Origin of the sequence: Natrinema pallidum DSM 3751 (assembly GCF_000337615.1) — an archaeon.
Lineage (GTDB): Archaea > Halobacteriota > Halobacteria > Halobacteriales > Natrialbaceae > Natrinema > Natrinema pallidum.
The window spans coordinates 25,832-40,503 of the sequence record NZ_AOII01000072.1; the positions used below are offsets into that span (position 1 = coordinate 25,832).

At 64.8% G+C, this 14,672-nt stretch carries 15 protein-coding genes; 10 read left to right on the top strand and 5 right to left on the bottom strand.

From position 1 onward, the window contains the following. Positions 1 to 122: 122 nt before the first annotated feature. Together C487_RS11640 and C487_RS11645 are read right to left on the bottom strand one after the other, a co-directional pair. A complete protein-coding gene (locus C487_RS11640) occupies positions 123 to 668 on the bottom strand; it encodes a DUF1102 domain-containing protein (RefSeq protein ID WP_006185962.1) in 546 nt (181 codons plus the stop codon). A gap of 14 nt (positions 669 to 682) precedes the next feature. Continuing rightward, positions 683 to 1,210 (bottom strand): hypothetical protein, encoded by a 528-nt coding sequence (locus C487_RS11645; RefSeq protein ID WP_006185963.1) that lies wholly within the window; start codon positions 1,208 to 1,210, stop codon positions 683 to 685. Between the two features lie 519 nt (positions 1,211 to 1,729). On the opposite strand from C487_RS11645, the gene C487_RS11650 reads away from it, so the two are divergent. Next, positions 1,730 to 2,398, top strand: coding sequence for a DUF7344 domain-containing protein (locus tag C487_RS11650; protein WP_006185964.1), 669 nt, complete (start codon positions 1,730 to 1,732; stop codon positions 2,396 to 2,398). A gap of 88 nt (positions 2,399 to 2,486) precedes the next feature. Next, positions 2,487 to 3,062, top strand: coding sequence for a hypothetical protein (locus C487_RS11655; protein WP_006185965.1), 576 nt, complete (start codon positions 2,487 to 2,489; stop codon positions 3,060 to 3,062). Between the two features lie 115 nt (positions 3,063 to 3,177). Here the strand turns inward: C487_RS11655 and C487_RS11660 are convergent, their stop codons facing one another. Together C487_RS11660 and C487_RS11665 are read right to left on the bottom strand one after the other, a co-directional pair. Beyond that, the gene (locus tag C487_RS11660) at positions 3,178 to 4,101 is read right to left on the bottom strand and encodes a TIGR03571 family LLM class oxidoreductase (RefSeq protein WP_006185966.1); all 924 of its coding nucleotides are present in this window, start codon (positions 4,099 to 4,101) and stop codon (positions 3,178 to 3,180) included. A 171-nt stretch (positions 4,102 to 4,272) separates the two neighbouring features. Then, entirely contained in the window at positions 4,273 to 6,246 is a 1,974-nt protein-coding gene (locus C487_RS11665) for an aconitate hydratase (protein WP_006185967.1), read from the bottom strand. Between the two features lie 286 nt (positions 6,247 to 6,532). Between C487_RS11665 and C487_RS11670 the strand changes: the two genes are divergently transcribed. The 7 genes from C487_RS11670 to C487_RS11700 all read left to right on the top strand — a co-directional run bounded on the left by C487_RS11670 (position 6,533) and on the right by C487_RS11700 (position 12,065). After that, entirely contained in the window at positions 6,533 to 7,015 is a 483-nt protein-coding gene (locus C487_RS11670) for a deoxyuridine 5'-triphosphate nucleotidohydrolase (protein ID WP_006185968.1), read from the top strand. Positions 7,016 to 7,094: 79 nt separating this feature from the next. Next, positions 7,095 to 7,649: a hypothetical protein gene (locus tag C487_RS11675; RefSeq protein ID WP_049908101.1), complete on the top strand. Its 555-nt coding sequence runs from the start codon at positions 7,095 to 7,097 to the stop codon at positions 7,647 to 7,649. A gap of 124 nt (positions 7,650 to 7,773) precedes the next feature. Continuing rightward, complete coding sequence (locus tag C487_RS11680; RefSeq protein WP_006185970.1) at positions 7,774 to 8,238, top strand: hypothetical protein; 465 nt, start codon at positions 7,774 to 7,776, stop codon at positions 8,236 to 8,238. A gap of 95 nt (positions 8,239 to 8,333) precedes the next feature. Continuing rightward, complete coding sequence (locus C487_RS11685; RefSeq protein WP_006185971.1) at positions 8,334 to 8,771, top strand: hypothetical protein; 438 nt, start codon at positions 8,334 to 8,336, stop codon at positions 8,769 to 8,771. Positions 8,772 to 8,873: 102 nt separating this feature from the next. After that, entirely contained in the window at positions 8,874 to 9,773 is a 900-nt protein-coding gene (gnd, locus tag C487_RS11690; RefSeq protein ID WP_006185972.1) for a phosphogluconate dehydrogenase (NAD(+)-dependent, decarboxylating), read from the top strand. 168 nt (positions 9,774 to 9,941) lie between these two features. Then, positions 9,942 to 10,247, top strand: coding sequence for a HalOD1 output domain-containing protein (locus C487_RS11695; RefSeq protein ID WP_006185973.1), 306 nt, complete (start codon positions 9,942 to 9,944; stop codon positions 10,245 to 10,247). Between the two features lie 591 nt (positions 10,248 to 10,838). Continuing rightward, complete coding sequence (locus tag C487_RS11700; RefSeq protein WP_006185974.1) at positions 10,839 to 12,065, top strand: orc1/cdc6 family replication initiation protein; 1,227 nt, start codon at positions 10,839 to 10,841, stop codon at positions 12,063 to 12,065. A gap of 603 nt (positions 12,066 to 12,668) precedes the next feature. Here the strand turns inward: C487_RS11700 and C487_RS11705 are convergent. After that, positions 12,669 to 13,034: a 4a-hydroxytetrahydrobiopterin dehydratase gene (locus C487_RS11705; protein WP_006185975.1), complete on the bottom strand. Its 366-nt coding sequence runs from the start codon at positions 13,032 to 13,034 to the stop codon at positions 12,669 to 12,671. 83 nt (positions 13,035 to 13,117) lie between these two features. Between C487_RS11705 and C487_RS11710 the strand changes: the two genes are divergently transcribed. Next, entirely contained in the window at positions 13,118 to 14,599 is a 1,482-nt protein-coding gene (locus tag C487_RS11710) for an HNH endonuclease (protein ID WP_006185976.1), read from the top strand. Positions 14,600 to 14,672: the final 73 nt, after the last annotated feature.

A 14,672-nucleotide genomic window follows, 5' to 3' on the forward strand; every position in this document is an offset into this window, starting at 1 on the left:
CTGTCGCCCCTTCCACCGATGACTCGAGGTGGGGATACCCGTGGTCGCATCCGTGGGAGTGGACCAATCGTCGAAGCTGGGCCCCATTTTTTATCGAGTCAGAAAGAAATGTGGACGGCCTGTTAGGTTGCCCTGGCCCTCACTGTCGCGTCCGCATCGAAGTTCTCAACGGCCGACTCTCCGGTCTCGATTCTGAGGCCGATCACTTGCGCGGTGCCCGTTTCGAGGGTGATGGGATCGTCGTGAAGTGGGCTATCGACGTCGGTCCCGGGGTAGAACTGGACGGTCAGTCCACTCGCAGTCGGGTCGAAGTCGCCGTCCGCCAACTCACCGATCGACACCTCGATCTCCTGGGTGCCCTGGTTCTCGATCCGGAACAGTTCGTCGAACTCGTAGACCGAATTCGGCCCGACGCCGTCGCCGTTGTCCGCCGTTCCAGTCGCATCGTTGATGTCGATCGAAAGTTCATTGTTGGCGCCGCTGTCCTGGTTGACGAACGTCGCATTCGCCGCCTGCGTCGGGCTGAGTGCGAGGTACGCCTGATCCTCGTCGGCGACGGTGACCCCGACCGATCGATCGGCTTCGGCGCTCGTGAACGCACCCGTCCCGAGCGCGACGCCGCTGGTAGCGACCGCGCCGAGTCCGGCCAACAGCCGTCTCCGATTCATACTCGGCGACCTCGTCAGGCCTCCGCTCCGATCGTCAGCGTCCCCGAGAGGTTCGACGTCCCGGAGTTGATGGCGAAGTCCACGTTGACCGACTTGCCGACCCCGAGTTCGTAGGTGTCGTCACCATCGCCGTCGTCCTCCGCGAGCGCGACGGTGAGACCGTCCGAGCCCGGTGCCGAGATACTCCCCGGTAACTGCGTACTCAGGTCACCCGACCCGCTCAGACTGACCTCGACGGGTTGAGTCCCCTGATTCGTGATCGTAAACACGTCCTCGGCGACGGTGTCCGCGTTCGGGTTCACGCCGTTGCCGCCGTTGCCGGAGTCGGTGAAGTCGACGGCGTACTCGTCGCCGGTCGTGTCGAAGTACATATCGTTCGCCTCCCCCGAGTTGTCCAGTCCGAGGTACGCGTTGGCGTCCTCGGTGACCTGCACGTCGACCTGTCGGTCGGCCTCGACGCTCGAGAATGCGCCGGTACCGATAACCGCGGCTGTTCCCGATGCCAGTGCTCCCATTCCGATGACGAATTTGCGTCGTTGCATTGGTGAATGCTCCGTTGTCGTGTGTCGCTCGCGTGTGACCGCTCGTCGCCTCTGCTGCGACTCGTCGCGTCTGATCCCCGCCGCGGGGATCACGGATCAGGGATGGCTGACAAGGGATATTGTAATACGTTCGTGTCCGACCTCTCAACTCCTCCTTCGGCGTATTCAACCGTTCCCCGACCGGCTCGGAACGAGCGGCTATGCTCGATTGACCCGCCCGAAGCGGGATTCAAGATCGGATGCCCTACGGCCCGGTGTCCGTTGGTTCGGAGGTAACGGGTCACTGACCGACCGATCAGTGCGGTATCGGGATCGTTGACTCCCGTTTCCGGTCGTCCCTGTAGCGTCGGGAGACGGTCTATCGACGGTTGACACGTCGGTCTGCCAGGATTTCGTCTCACGATACCGGTCGCCACAGGAGAAAGGAGTCGATGAACACGGGATTTTCGAACCGGCCACGGGCAATTACTTATTTATGTCCCAACATTTTTATCGGGGAATGTAGTACACCGATCCGAAATGGGGGCAACTCAGATCGAACCGTCCGGGGACGCTGACGCATCGAAACCGGACCCGGACCCCGAATCGGACGAAATGGGGACGAACGCCTCGGCGGCGGCCGACTCGCTCACCGAGGACGAACTCTTTACGATCCTCTCGAACCGACGACGGCGGTACATCCTCCACGAGTTGATGCGGGCGGACGAACGGCTCGACATCGGTACCCTCTCGCAGGAGATCGCCGCCTGTGAGGACGATATCGAACTCACGGCGGTCTCGAGCAGCGACCGCAAACGGGTGTACACGGCGCTTCGCCAGTCGCATCTCCCGAAGATGGACGAGGCCGGCGTCGTCGATTTCGACCGCGACCGGGGAACGGTCGAACCGACCCCAGCCCTCGAGGACGTCGAAATTTACATGGACATCGTCCGTGGGCGCGAGATTCCCTGGAGCGACTACTATCTCGGATTGGTGGTGCTTTCCGGCCTCGTATTTGCGGTCGTGTCGTTCGGACCCGGCCCGTTCGCGTCGCTCTCGCCGTCGGCGTGGGGGCTGTTCGTCGTCGTCTCCTTCGGCGTCTCCGCGGTCGCCCACCGCTACTATGCGCGCCGAACCCGACTCGGAATCGGCGACGACCCGTCGGCCGTGGCCCTCGAGTACCGGGACGAAACGGACCTGGACGGCTGATGGCGCGTCGACCGGTCGGCGCGGCCTCGAGACCGCACGTGCCATCGGCAGTGCCCCCGCCAGCGAACCCACTGGATACGAACGGCCCATGAAACGAACTCGGCGTGCCGCGCTGGCCCTGATCGCCGGTTCGAGTAGCGTCCTCGCCGTCGAGACGTTCGGGTTCTCGAGCGCGGACGCCGATCGCGACGTTCGCGTCGCCCCCGTCGGCGACGCACACGCCTACCTCGGATTGACCGAGGACGGGGACGAGGACGACGGCGTGCTGTTCGGCGGGGGTCCGCGCCACCCGCCCGTCCGGTTCGATCTCAGCAATCAGTGTCCGGCGTCGCTCACGGTCGCACTGACCGTCGACCCGTTCCGCCTTCAGTCGGTCGACGGGGAATCGATCGACGGCACCCGGTTCGTCATCGACGGCGGGACCGGGGGATTGGGACCGGGCGAGCGGGTCGACGCCGTGACGATCGGGGTCCCGCCGGACTCGGTCGACGGCGGGGGGACGATCACCGGACTGGTCGCGATCGATGCGCGGGGGGACGACATCCGCATCGAAGCCGAGCGCGAGCTTACGGTCACGGTCCCCGATACGCGGTCGGGACAGCAACGCTCGGTCACGACCGGGCAGTCGGGGGCAGTGCCGGCTTCGAACGCGAGCGAGTCCTGACGAACGCGGTCCGTCGGCGAGCTTCGGCGGCGAAAACCGGGCCTAACGGAGCGGCCGTGAAACGCATCGGGGGGTGGGTTCCGGACCTCGCTCGAAGTACTGCCACCGAACGCGACTACAGTTCGCCGATGATCTCGTCGGCGAACGTCGACAGCGCCGCCTCCCGGTCGTCGTTTTGGAGGCCGATAATCGCGTGGTCGAGCCCGGCGTCCGCGAGTCGGGCGAAGTACGCCCGGAACCACTCGACGCCGGCGTGAAAGCCGAGGTGGAGCGGCTCCGGCTCGGCCGTCGGATCGTCGGCCAACTCGACCCGGACGGCGATAGCGAACGGCTTCTCGCCGGCGACCTCGCGCCAGTCCACGAGGTAGTCCTCGAGCGTCCGTTCGGGCAGGTGATAGAACAGCCAGCCGTCGCCGTGCTCGGCGATCCACTCCCGGGACTGCCGGGCGTGGCCGGTCGGGAGCAGCGGCAACGTCTCCGTCGTCGGCTTCGGAACCACGTCGAGATCGCCCTCGAGCCGTCCCCATCGCCCCTCGAGTTCGGGAAAGTCCTCGCGCCAGACGGCGCGAATCGTCTCGACGGACTCGCGGAACAGGTGGCCACGCTCCTCGCGATCGACGTCGAAGGCGGGGTACTCGGGGTCGCGGTCGCCGGAGGCGACGCCGAGGACGAGCCGACCGTCCGAGAGGCGGTCGACCGTCGCCGCGGACTTCGCGACGTGGAGGGGATGGCGGAGCGTGAGCACGACGCTCGAGGTCCCCAGCGCGATGTCGTCGGTGTGGGCGGCGACGTGCGAGAGCCACGACCACGTCTCGAACGTCTGGCCGGCATCACCGAACGCCGGCCAGTAGGTCGGGACATCGCGAGCCCAGAGCCCGTCGAACCCGACCGACTCGGCGTGCTTCGCGAGGTGCAGTTCGTCGTCGATGGTCGGCGACGAACGGGTCGCTCCCGTGAGCGGAAAGCCGGCACCGAAGGTCAGCCCGTCGCGATCGAACAGGCGTCGATAGCCAGCGTTTTCGTGTCCACCGGCAGGCATTCGCCTGTGCTATCGGCCGGAACGGTATGACGATGGCGTTGCCCGGCCGTCGTTGCCGGTACCGCGGCGCTCGAGATCGTGCGGACGGGAGCGCCGTCGCGCGGGCTCTCGAGGAGCGTCGTCACTCCGCGGCGATGAGAAAAAGGGAGAATCGAGAGCGTCGCCGGGTCCTCAGTCGTCGGCGGGCGTCGCGCCGCTGCCGCCTTCGGCCTGGTCTTTCGTCCAGGACAGCTTGCCGCCGGCAGCGAGGATTGCGCGCTCGCGCTCGGAGGCGTCGAGCGTCGCCGTGTACTCGTCCTCGCCGTTGATGCGGACGGTGAACTCCTCCTGGCCGCTGGTGACGGCGTCGTAGACGTCGTCGACGATCTCCACGTCGTCGCCCTGATCGATGTTCTCGTAGGTGTCCTCGTCGATCGTCAGCGGGACGATCCCGAAGTTGAAGAGGTTCGCACGGTGGATGCGTGCGAAGCTCTGTGCGAGGACGCCCTCGATACCGAGGTACATCGGACACAGCGCGGCGTGTTCTCGCGAGGAGCCCTGGCCGTAGTTCTCGCCGGCAACGAGGAAGCCGCCGTCGGCCTCGAGTGCGCGGTCGGCGAAGGTCTCGTCGACCCGGGAGAGGGTGAACTCGGAGAGCTTGGGGACGTTCGACCGGTACATCAGGATGTCCTGGGTCGCGGGGATGATGTGGTCGGTCGTGATGTTGTCCTCCATCTTCAGGAGCGCTTCACCCTGAATGTCCGTACCGAGCTGGTCTTTCAGCGGCACGTCGCCGATGTTCGGGCCCTTGATGAGTTCGTCGTCGACGGCCTCGTCGGGACTGATGAGGTCCGTCTTGGAGCCGTCGTACTCGTCGGGGAGTTCGACGCCGGGTGCCTCGAGATCGTCGAGGTCGTCGGCGAGGTCTCGCGGATCGACGATTTCGCCCTTGAGCGCGGCCGCGGCCGCGACCTCCGGCGAGCAGAGGTAGACGTTGTCGTCTTCGATCCCCGAGCGGCCCTCGAAGTTGCGGTTGAAGGTCCGCAGCGAGACCGAATCCGAAGAGGGGACGTGGCCGATGCCGATACAGGCACCGCACGTCGCCTCGGAGAAGTTGACGCCGGCGGCCATCATCTCCGAAACCCAGCCCTCGCGGGCGAGCATCTCGGAGGCCTGCTTGGAGCCGGGCGCGACGATCGTGTCGGTCTCCATCGAGGTCTCGCGACCCTCGAGCATCTTGGCGACGGGGAGGATGTCCTCGTAGCCGCCGTTCGTACAGGAGCCGACGATGACCTGCTCGACGTCCTCGCCAGCGGCCTCGCTGACGGGCACGACTTTGTCCGGCATCGAGGGCTGTGCGATCAGCGGCTCGAGGTCGGAGAGGTCGACGACGATCTCGTCGTCGTACTCGGCGTCGTCGTCGGGCTGAAGTTCGACGTACTCGTCGCCGCGGCCGACGCGCTGGAGGTAATCCTCGGTCTGCTCGTCGGTCGGGAAGATCGACGTGGTCGCACCGAGTTCGGTGCCCATGTTGGTGATGGTCATCCGCTCGGGTGCGGTCAGGGTCTCGACGCCCGGACCGGTGTACTCGAGGATCTTGCCGACGCCGCCCTTGACCGAGAGGCGACGGAGGAGCTCGAGGATGACGTCCTTCGCGGTGGCCCACTCGGGGAGCTCGCCCTCGAGACGGACGTTGACGACTTCGGGCATCTCGATGTAGTACGGTGCGCCGCCCATGGCGACGGTAACGTCGATCCCGCCGGCACCGATGGCGAGTTCGCCGAGGCCGCCGGGCGTGGGCGTGTGGCTGTCCGAACCCAGCAGCGTCTTGCCGGGGGCCGCGAAGTTCTCGCGGTGGACGTTGTGACAGATACCGTTACCGGGTCGGGAGAAGTGAGCGCCGTATTTGCCGGCCGCAGAACGCAGGAAGCGGTGGTCGTCGGTATTCTTAAAGTCGAACTGATAGGTCTGGTGGTCGCAGTACTGCGCCGCGATCTCGGTCTGGACCTCGTCCAGCCCCATCGCTTCGAACTGGAGCCAAACCATGGTCCCGGTCGTGTCCTGGGTAAGTACCTGGTCGATCTCGATCCCGATCTCCTCGCCGGTCTCGAGTTCGCCCTCGACGAGGTGGTCGTCGAGAATCTTCTCGGTGAGAGTCTGTCCCATAGCACTCTGAACTCGGCCGTCCGTCCTGATAAATCCAGCGTGTTTCTGTGAGCAACGACCGGCGTGTGGGGGGGTTGAAACGGGGGGTTTCGAGTAAGTATTGCCGGCCGAGCGAACGGGCGTCGAGAAGGTTCTAATAGCCCGCCATATGACCCCAAAAAACGGCCGCGCGCTCGGCTCGAACAGTCGTGCCCATATCTGTCGTGGTGGGTGGTACCGAACCGGAGGGTCGATTCGAACGGATACGTTTTTCTCGTCGCCGCGGCGTTGGGTTGACAGACAACGTATGTTCCGTTCCGGTGCCTTCGTCGCCGACCACGTCTCGCCGACGACCGACGCGCAGATCCAGCCCAACGGGGTGGATCTGACCGCCGACGTCGTCTTCGAGCAGTTGGAGCCGGGCCGTCTCGGCCGGGACGGCAAACAGATCGGCGACCGCGTCGCTCGCCCGCTCGAGGAACTCGAGGAGGCCGACCCCGACACCTACTACCTGCCGACAGGGGCCTACATCGTCCGCTACGGCGAACGGATCGCGATCCCCGAGGGGCATATCGGCTTCGTCTACCCGCGCTCGTCGCTCATGCGCAACTCCTGTATGCTCAATACGGCGGTGTGGGACGCGGGCTACGAGGGGCGCGGTGAGGGACTGTTACAGGTCCACCACGATATCGAACTCGAGCGCGGTGCCCGAATCGCCCAACTGGTCTTCGCCGAGGCCGACCACGAGGGCGTCTACGATGGGAGCTACCAGGGCGAAAACGTCGAGTGAAATCGCGCCTGCGCGTTCGAATCCCTGCCGGTTCGCGTACCGTTTTGCCGTTCGCTCGCGTTCCCTCGAGTGACACACGATGATGGCGACCACCCACGTGTTCGCGGGACTCGCGGTCGTCGCGCCGATCGCGTACGTCGTACCCGAGTTCGCAGTCGCGCTCGCGGTGGGTGCGATCCTCGGCGGCCTCGCTCCCGATTTCGATCTCGTTTTCGTCCACCGGCGGACCTTCCACTTTCCCGTCGCAGGACTCGGGGTCGCCGTCCCGGCGGTCGGCGTCGCGGTCGTCGCTCCCTCGGCGCTCACGCTCGCAGTGGCCGCCTTCATCGTCGCGGCTTGGCTCCACGCCGCGAGCGATTCGATCGGCGGCGGCCCCGAACTCGACCCGTGGAACGAACGCACTGAGCGGGCGGTCTACGATCACGTCCGCGGACGATGGCTCCGCCCACGACGGTGGATTCGCTACGACGGCGCACCCGAGGACGCCGCCCTCGGACTCGCGCTCGCGGGGCCGGCGCTGCTCGTCTTCGACGGCCGACTCCCCGCCGTGATCGTCGCCGGGATCGGCGTCTCGCTGCTCTACGCGAGCTGTCGGCGTCGGCTGGTCGCGTGGACACCCGACTGGCTCAAGTGAGTGACGCAGGGTGCGCGCTCCGACGGCCGGCGACCGCATCCCGCGCTCGGACGTGACAGCGTTTCCAACTGTCCCTCGGCCGGAAGTCGGAACGCTGATACGCCCGCTGACCAACCGGCCCCGTATGGTCGACGTGCTCGCCGCCAGAACGGCACACCTGGTCTTTGCCGCCCTCTGGGCTGGCAGTGTCTGTTTCGTCGCCGCCGTCATCGTTCCGCTCGCACGCGACGGCGCGTTCAACAGGACTCAGCCGCTCGAGGTCATCTCGGGGAAACTGACGAATATTTCGCGGGTGAGTTCGCTCGTTCTCCTTCTCACCGGGGGCCATCTGGCGGGGAACGGCTACAATATCGAGGGACTCGTCGGCACGACCAACGGCCGACTGGTGCTCACGATGGTCGCGCTCTGGCTGCTCCTGACGGCGCTCGTCGAGATCGGCGTGAAACGGTTCGAAACCGGCCTCACCGGAAAGAAAATCCGTGAACCGGCCCGGGACGCGCTCCCGGTGTTCCGCGCGGCGGCCGTCGCCGCGATCGCCTTGCTGATCGTCGCGGGCTTGCTCTCGGCCAACGTCGCTCGCCTGCTCTGATCGCCGCTCCCGGCGTTTTCTTCCCATCATCCGACACGTCAACGCAGGACATTCTTGCGAAAGATACTTAGCCGGTTGCTGTAACGTACTCGCTAATGATCAGGGGTAAAGACATCGCCCTGTCGGTCCTCGCGGTGGGGACGGCTGCCGTGGCCGGCTACGTCCTGCACTCGGAGCGGTCGGCGAGCCACACGTCGCGATCGAAGGCGGACCTCGGTGCGCGAGTCATCGGGCCCGACGACATCCCGGACGACGCGACGATCGTCGACGCGTCCGCACAACGACTCGGCGAGATTCCCGGCGCGCGGCGGGCGCTCGACCGGGCGATCCGCAACAGTGCACGCGAGGAATGGGAACACATCACCCTCGAGCGCGACGGTGCCTGGTCCGTCGTCGATCGAGTCCGCCAGACGCTGCCCTACTACGACGCCGACGGCGACGGCGAGTACAACGGCGTTTACGTCCGGTACAACGATCGAATCCTCGTTCTCGATGCGATCGGCTGGGCTCGACTCGAGGAACCGATCGCGTAGGCGTTTCGCCGACGGCTGCGCTCGCTCCGTTTCACGACGGTCGCGGCCGTCGACCGCCGCGGAACCGCAATCACTACCACACCGGGCGGCCGACGCCTATCCATGCAACTGGGCCTGATCGGACTCGGACGGATGGGACGGATCGTCGTCGACCGCACGCTCGCAGCCGGCCACGACGTGGTCGCTTTCGATCTGGACGACGCGGCCGTCGAACGGGCTGCCGACGCCGGTGCCGAGCCCGCCGACTCGATCGACGACTTCGTCGATCGGCTGGGCGCGACCAAGCGCATCTGGCTGATGGTCCCCGCCGGGGACGCGATCGACGTCACGCTCGAGGAACTCGAGCCCCACCTCGACGGCGACGATATCGTCGTCGACGGTGGCAACTCCTACTTCGAGGACTCCGTCCGCCGCGCCGAATCCTGTCCCGCGGCGTATCTCGATTGCGGCACGTCCGGCGGTCCTGCGGGGGCCGAACTGGGGTTCTCACTGATGGTCGGCGGCCCACAGTGGGCCTACGACGAACTCGAGCCGGTCTTCGACGCGGTCGCGACCGGACCCGACGGGCACGAGCGAATGGGAGCCGCCGGCTCGGGCCACTACGTCAAGATGATTCACAACGGCGTCGAGTACGCCCTGATGCAGACCTACGGCGAGGGGTTCGAGTTGCTTCACGAGGGTCGGTACGACCTCGACCTCGAGGCCGTGGCCTCGGTCTGGAACAACGGTGCGGTGATCCGCTCGTGGCTGCTCGAACTCTGTGAAGAGGCCTTCCGCGAGGAAGGAACCGACCTCGGCACCGTGGCCGACCGCATCGAGGGCGGGTCGACCGGCACGTGGACCGTCCAGGAGGCCCTCGAGCAGGAGGTCCCCCTGCCGCTGATTTACACGGCGCTGTCCGAACGGTTCGGCTCGCGGGCCGACGACGGCCGGTTCTCGCGACGGCTGGCGAACCGGCTCCGCTACGGCTTCGGCCGCCACGAGGTCCCGCGCCGCGAGTAGGGACCGCTACGAGCGCGTCTCGGAACACGGATATACGACCTCGGACTACTGGATTACAGTCGTCCTCGCCCGACCGGTGTTCCGGCGTATCGGATCATTCTTTTCTCCATGTATAAATGGTTGAAACATTGGGACATCTTCTTTACTCTTGGTCCCCGACCAGGAGTTATGAATTCGCTCGAACCCGCAGCAGACCTCGACACAACCGACGATCGACTGAGTATGGCCGTCATCGATCTCGTCGCCCGGACCAGCGACACCGATCCGGTCGAGTTGGAACCGCTGTACGACGCGATCGATCCCGATCTCCTCGATTCGCTTCCGGCCGAGGCCGGCTTTACCAGTCTCGAGTTCGCATATCACGGCTATACCGTAACGGTCTCTGCCACGGGCGAGAGCGTCGGGATAACACTCGAGGACGCGGAGGGTTCAGCCGACGAGTCGACGGGGAATCGCATCGATCCGTCTCCGTAAGCCGCCTGAGACCCCAGCGGATGGCGGGCGGACCTGGTCGTCTCCGACGACCCGTGGTTTCGATTGTGGGGTCGTGTTTCGATCATGGAGTCGGGTTTCGATCGTGATTACGTGAGCATCGATGGGGCCGTCTGGTTCGTCGCGGCGCGTCGATCACTGGTCCCGATCGACCGATGCAGACGCTACGAGTCGTGGCCGACGGGACGGAACGTAACAGACACACACCACTGTTACAAGTGAAGTGCCGTTGGGCAGGGTGGGACGAGGAGTTCCGCGATAACTGACCCGTTGTCGGTCGTCGTCCAATGCCTCGAACCGGTTTCGCACTCGAGAAGAGCCGTCTCACGGCATGTCGGTCCGTGTATTTGGAAACCGAGCCGCAGATGCTGAAACCAACCGCAGTTCCGAGAACGTATTCGCAGTTCCGTCTCTCCGCAGTCCGTGGAAAGTATCACTGATTTAGATGAAAGTGCGGACTGTTCTCTAGTCCTCCCCCCTACACTAGTCTTCACGTGAAACAGTGGTGTGTCTGAGTTCACTTGCATCATATGAAAAGGTGGTTTTAAATATTGTATCTCGCTTGGTACGGACATGCCTCGGTTCGAGCGGAAGCAGAACATCTTCCAGAACAAGGACGCCCTCGGGGAATCGTATCAGCCCGAGCGGATCGAAGAGCGGGACGAGGAAATCGAGGCGTACATGGACGCGCTCCAACCGATCATCGACGGCTGGGAGCCGAACAACATCTTTCTCTACGGGAATACGGGCGTCGGAAAGACCGCCGTCACCGAGTATCTCTTGGACGTCCTCCAGGAAGACGCGACCGAGTACGACGACGTCGACCTCTCGGTGTTGGGCGTCAACTGCAAGACGCTCAACTCGTCGTATCAGGTCGCGGTCGAACTCGTCAACACCCTTCGGCCCGCCGGTGCCGAGATCAGCACGACCGGCTACCCCCAACAGACCGTTTTCAAGAAGCTCTACGGCGAACTGGAAGCGCTCGGCGGAACGGTGGTTATCGTCCTCGACGAGATCGATTCGATCGGCGACCGCGACGAACTGCTGTACGAACTCCCGCGAGCCCGCTCGAACGGCTACCTCGAGTCGACGAAGGTCGGCCTCATCGGCATCAGCAACGACTTCAAGTTCCGCGAACAGCTCGATCCGCGCGTTCAGGACACGCTCTGCGAGCGCGAACTGCAGTTTCCCCCCTACGAAGCGTCCGAACTGACCAACATCCTCGAGTCTCGAGCCGAGGTCGCGATCACAGAGGGCGGCTGCGACGCCGGCGTCCTGAACCTCTGTGCCGCGCTCGCCGCTCGCGACAGCGGGAGCGCCCGCCAGGCACTGGACTTGCTCCGCCTGGCCGGCGAAGTGGCGGAGAACAACGACGACGCCGGAATTCGGGAGGAGCACGTCGAACGAGCGCGGTCGAAACTCGAGCAGGAGCGAGTCGAGGAGGGTATGCGGGAACTGACCACGCACGGTCGCCTCGCCCTGTTGGCGGTCGTCTCGAAGGCCGCCAAGGAGTCGACGCCCTGCCGAACGCGGGAACTCTATCAGGAGTACGAGGCGCTCTGTGAGTCGTCGGGAACCGACTCGTTGGCCCAGCGGTCGGTCCACAACCATCTCTCCGATCTCCGGATGCTCGGCATCCTCTCGGCGAAGGAAAACCGAAGCGGTTCCCGGGGGAACTACTACAGCTACGAACTCGACGTCCCCTTCTCGAGCGCCGTCGACGCGATGGCCGACGTGCTCTATCTCGACGCCGAGATCGAGACGATCCGCGACATCGCGCGGATGAACAGCGTCGCCTGAGTCGGGTTCCGTAGCGGTGGCTCCGGAGACCGACGGACGTGGGACCGTCCGCCCACACCACCGTTGCAAGTGAACGGCGACCGACACGACGCCGACCGCCGCTCCGTGCTGTCGATGTCCGGTTTCACTTGTATCGGTGGTGTGTCACGGTGACCCATTTCAGACGACTGCGTTCGATCGACACCCGATCGCGTCGTTGTCGACCTGTTTCACGCGAAACGGTGGTGTCTCGAGTGACCGCTTCGCAGGGATTAGGTCACCGCGCCATGACGGCGCGTCCGTTCACGTGCAGGAGTGGTGTCCGTTGATCCTGACTCCGAGCGCCCCTCCCACCTGTCCCCGCTCGTTCAGATGTAACCGTGGTGTGTCTCCGTCTGAGTCGGCTCCGTCCGACCGTTTCCCCGTATGTACCGCTCTCATCCCCCTCCGGTTCGACTCTATCGCGTTCACATCACCGCTCCTGCACCCGGAATCCGCGAGCCAGTCGTCTCGGTTTTCAGTTGCAGCGGTGGTGTGTCGGCGGTCGAAGCGACTCCAAGGTGTCCGACCTCGACCGACCGGCAGTCGGAGTGCGCGGATCGGAGCGGTGTCTCGGCGTCGGCGCTACGCGTCCTCGTCCGGTTCGTAGTCGTCGTAGATGCGGTCCATCCGAGCGGCCATCACGAAATCGGTCTTGCGGAGGCCGTCGATCTTGTGCGTCCACATTTCGATCGTCACCTCGCCCCACTCGAGTTCGATATCCGGATGATGCCACTCCGCCTCCGCCAACTCGCCCACCTCGTAGGTGAACTCGAGGGCGTCGCGGAAGTCCGCAAACGCGTAGGTACCCTCGAGATGGTGGTCATCGATCACCGTCCAGACGTCGTCGCGGATCTCCGCACGGTAGTCGGCGTATTCGTCGGGCTCGAGGGGGTCGTCCTCGGTCGTGCAGGCCTCACACTCCTGATCGGCGAGCGCTGGCTCGGACATGCGACGAGCTACCACGGGGACCGACGTGAAGATTCGCATGGGACTGCTCTCTTGAGGTGGGGCCGTCGTGCCGCCCGTTTTATATGACGACCGCGCAACGACAGCAGTATCGGATGCCATCGACGGAAGAAAACAAACGACACATCGCAGTTCGGTTTTTCGGTGGTGCGGGGAACTATACGAGCGTCCTCGAGCGCCTCTGTAAGTACGTCCTCGCCGATTCTCCGACCGAAGCGGCGGTTCTCGAGTGGCTCAAATCGAACACGCGAGCGACCAGTGACGACGGCATTCGGCGTCGCCTGACCTTTCTCGAGGGGATCGGACTTCTCGAACACGATGGCGATAGCGTTCGACTCACCCAGCAAGGGATGGCGTGGCTTTCGGAGACGGAGCCGGCAGTACTCTACGAGTTGCTCTCGAGCAACGTCCACGGATTCGACACGATACTCGAGGCGCTCCTCGACGGGCCGAAGACGGACGCCGAACTGGGCGACGCGATCGGGTCCGAGCATCCGACATTCGATTGGAACGATACGTCCGGACCCGCCCAACACAGGGGCTGGCTGCAGAGTCTGGGCTACGTCGAGCGCTCCGACGGTGCGAATTGGCTAACCGACAGCGGTCGAGAACTGGCGCGGCGTCGGTCCTCCGTGTATCCGAACCTCGAGCGGGGCGAACGCTATGCGCAGACCGACCTCGAGAACGCGTTCGACACGAGTTTCGGCTCGTACATCAAGGGAATTAGTCCGCGGACGGACGACGAGGGAGACCTGGCGTACATCATCGTCAAAGCCCGCGAGGACGGCCCCTACGGCGACGAACTCGATGGCGAGCGGTTCATCTACATTGGGGAAGGCGTCCCGGAGAAGGGGGACCAGCAGTTGACCGGTGCCAATGGAGCGCTCCTCGAGCAGGCCGACCGATCGACCGTCCCGGTGTACTTCTTCTACCAGCCGGCCGACAGCGATGACCTCCGGTACGAGGGACTGGTCGACGTCGTTGACGCCGAGTACGTCTCACGGGACGGGCGGATGATCTATCAGTTCACGATGGAACGACTCGGGCTCGAGCCAGCCGAATTCGAGGCGCTCTCGGAGTCGGTATCCGAGGGGCTCGCGGACGACGAGGACGACGAACTGCCGCTCACCGACGACGAGGAAGAGTTCACCGCGGTCCAGCGACGGGTTCGCTCGAGCGTGTTCCCGAAGGAAGTCACGGCCGCCTACGACGGCCAATGTGCGATCTGCGGCAAATCGCGTGAATCGCCGAGCGGGAGGATCGACATCGAGGCGGCCCATATCTATCCGAAGCAGGCGAACGGCCGGGACAACGTGCAAAACGGCCTCGCGCTCTGTCGGCTCCACCACTGGGCGTTCGACACCGGCTGGCTCGCGGTATCCGACGACTATCGGATTCTCGTCGCCGACCGCCCCGATCTCGAGGGCTACCGGGAGTTTGCGGCGCTCGAGGGGGATTCGCTGACGCTGCCAGCGGACGAGGACCGCCGTCCGCATGCGACGTTCCTCGCCGCACATCGGGAACGGCATGGGTTCGAATCGCCGTAACTGTCCAATGCAGAACAGCTGCACAGACGGACGGAGACGAATATTGACACGCGGACCCATCCGCGGTGGCGAA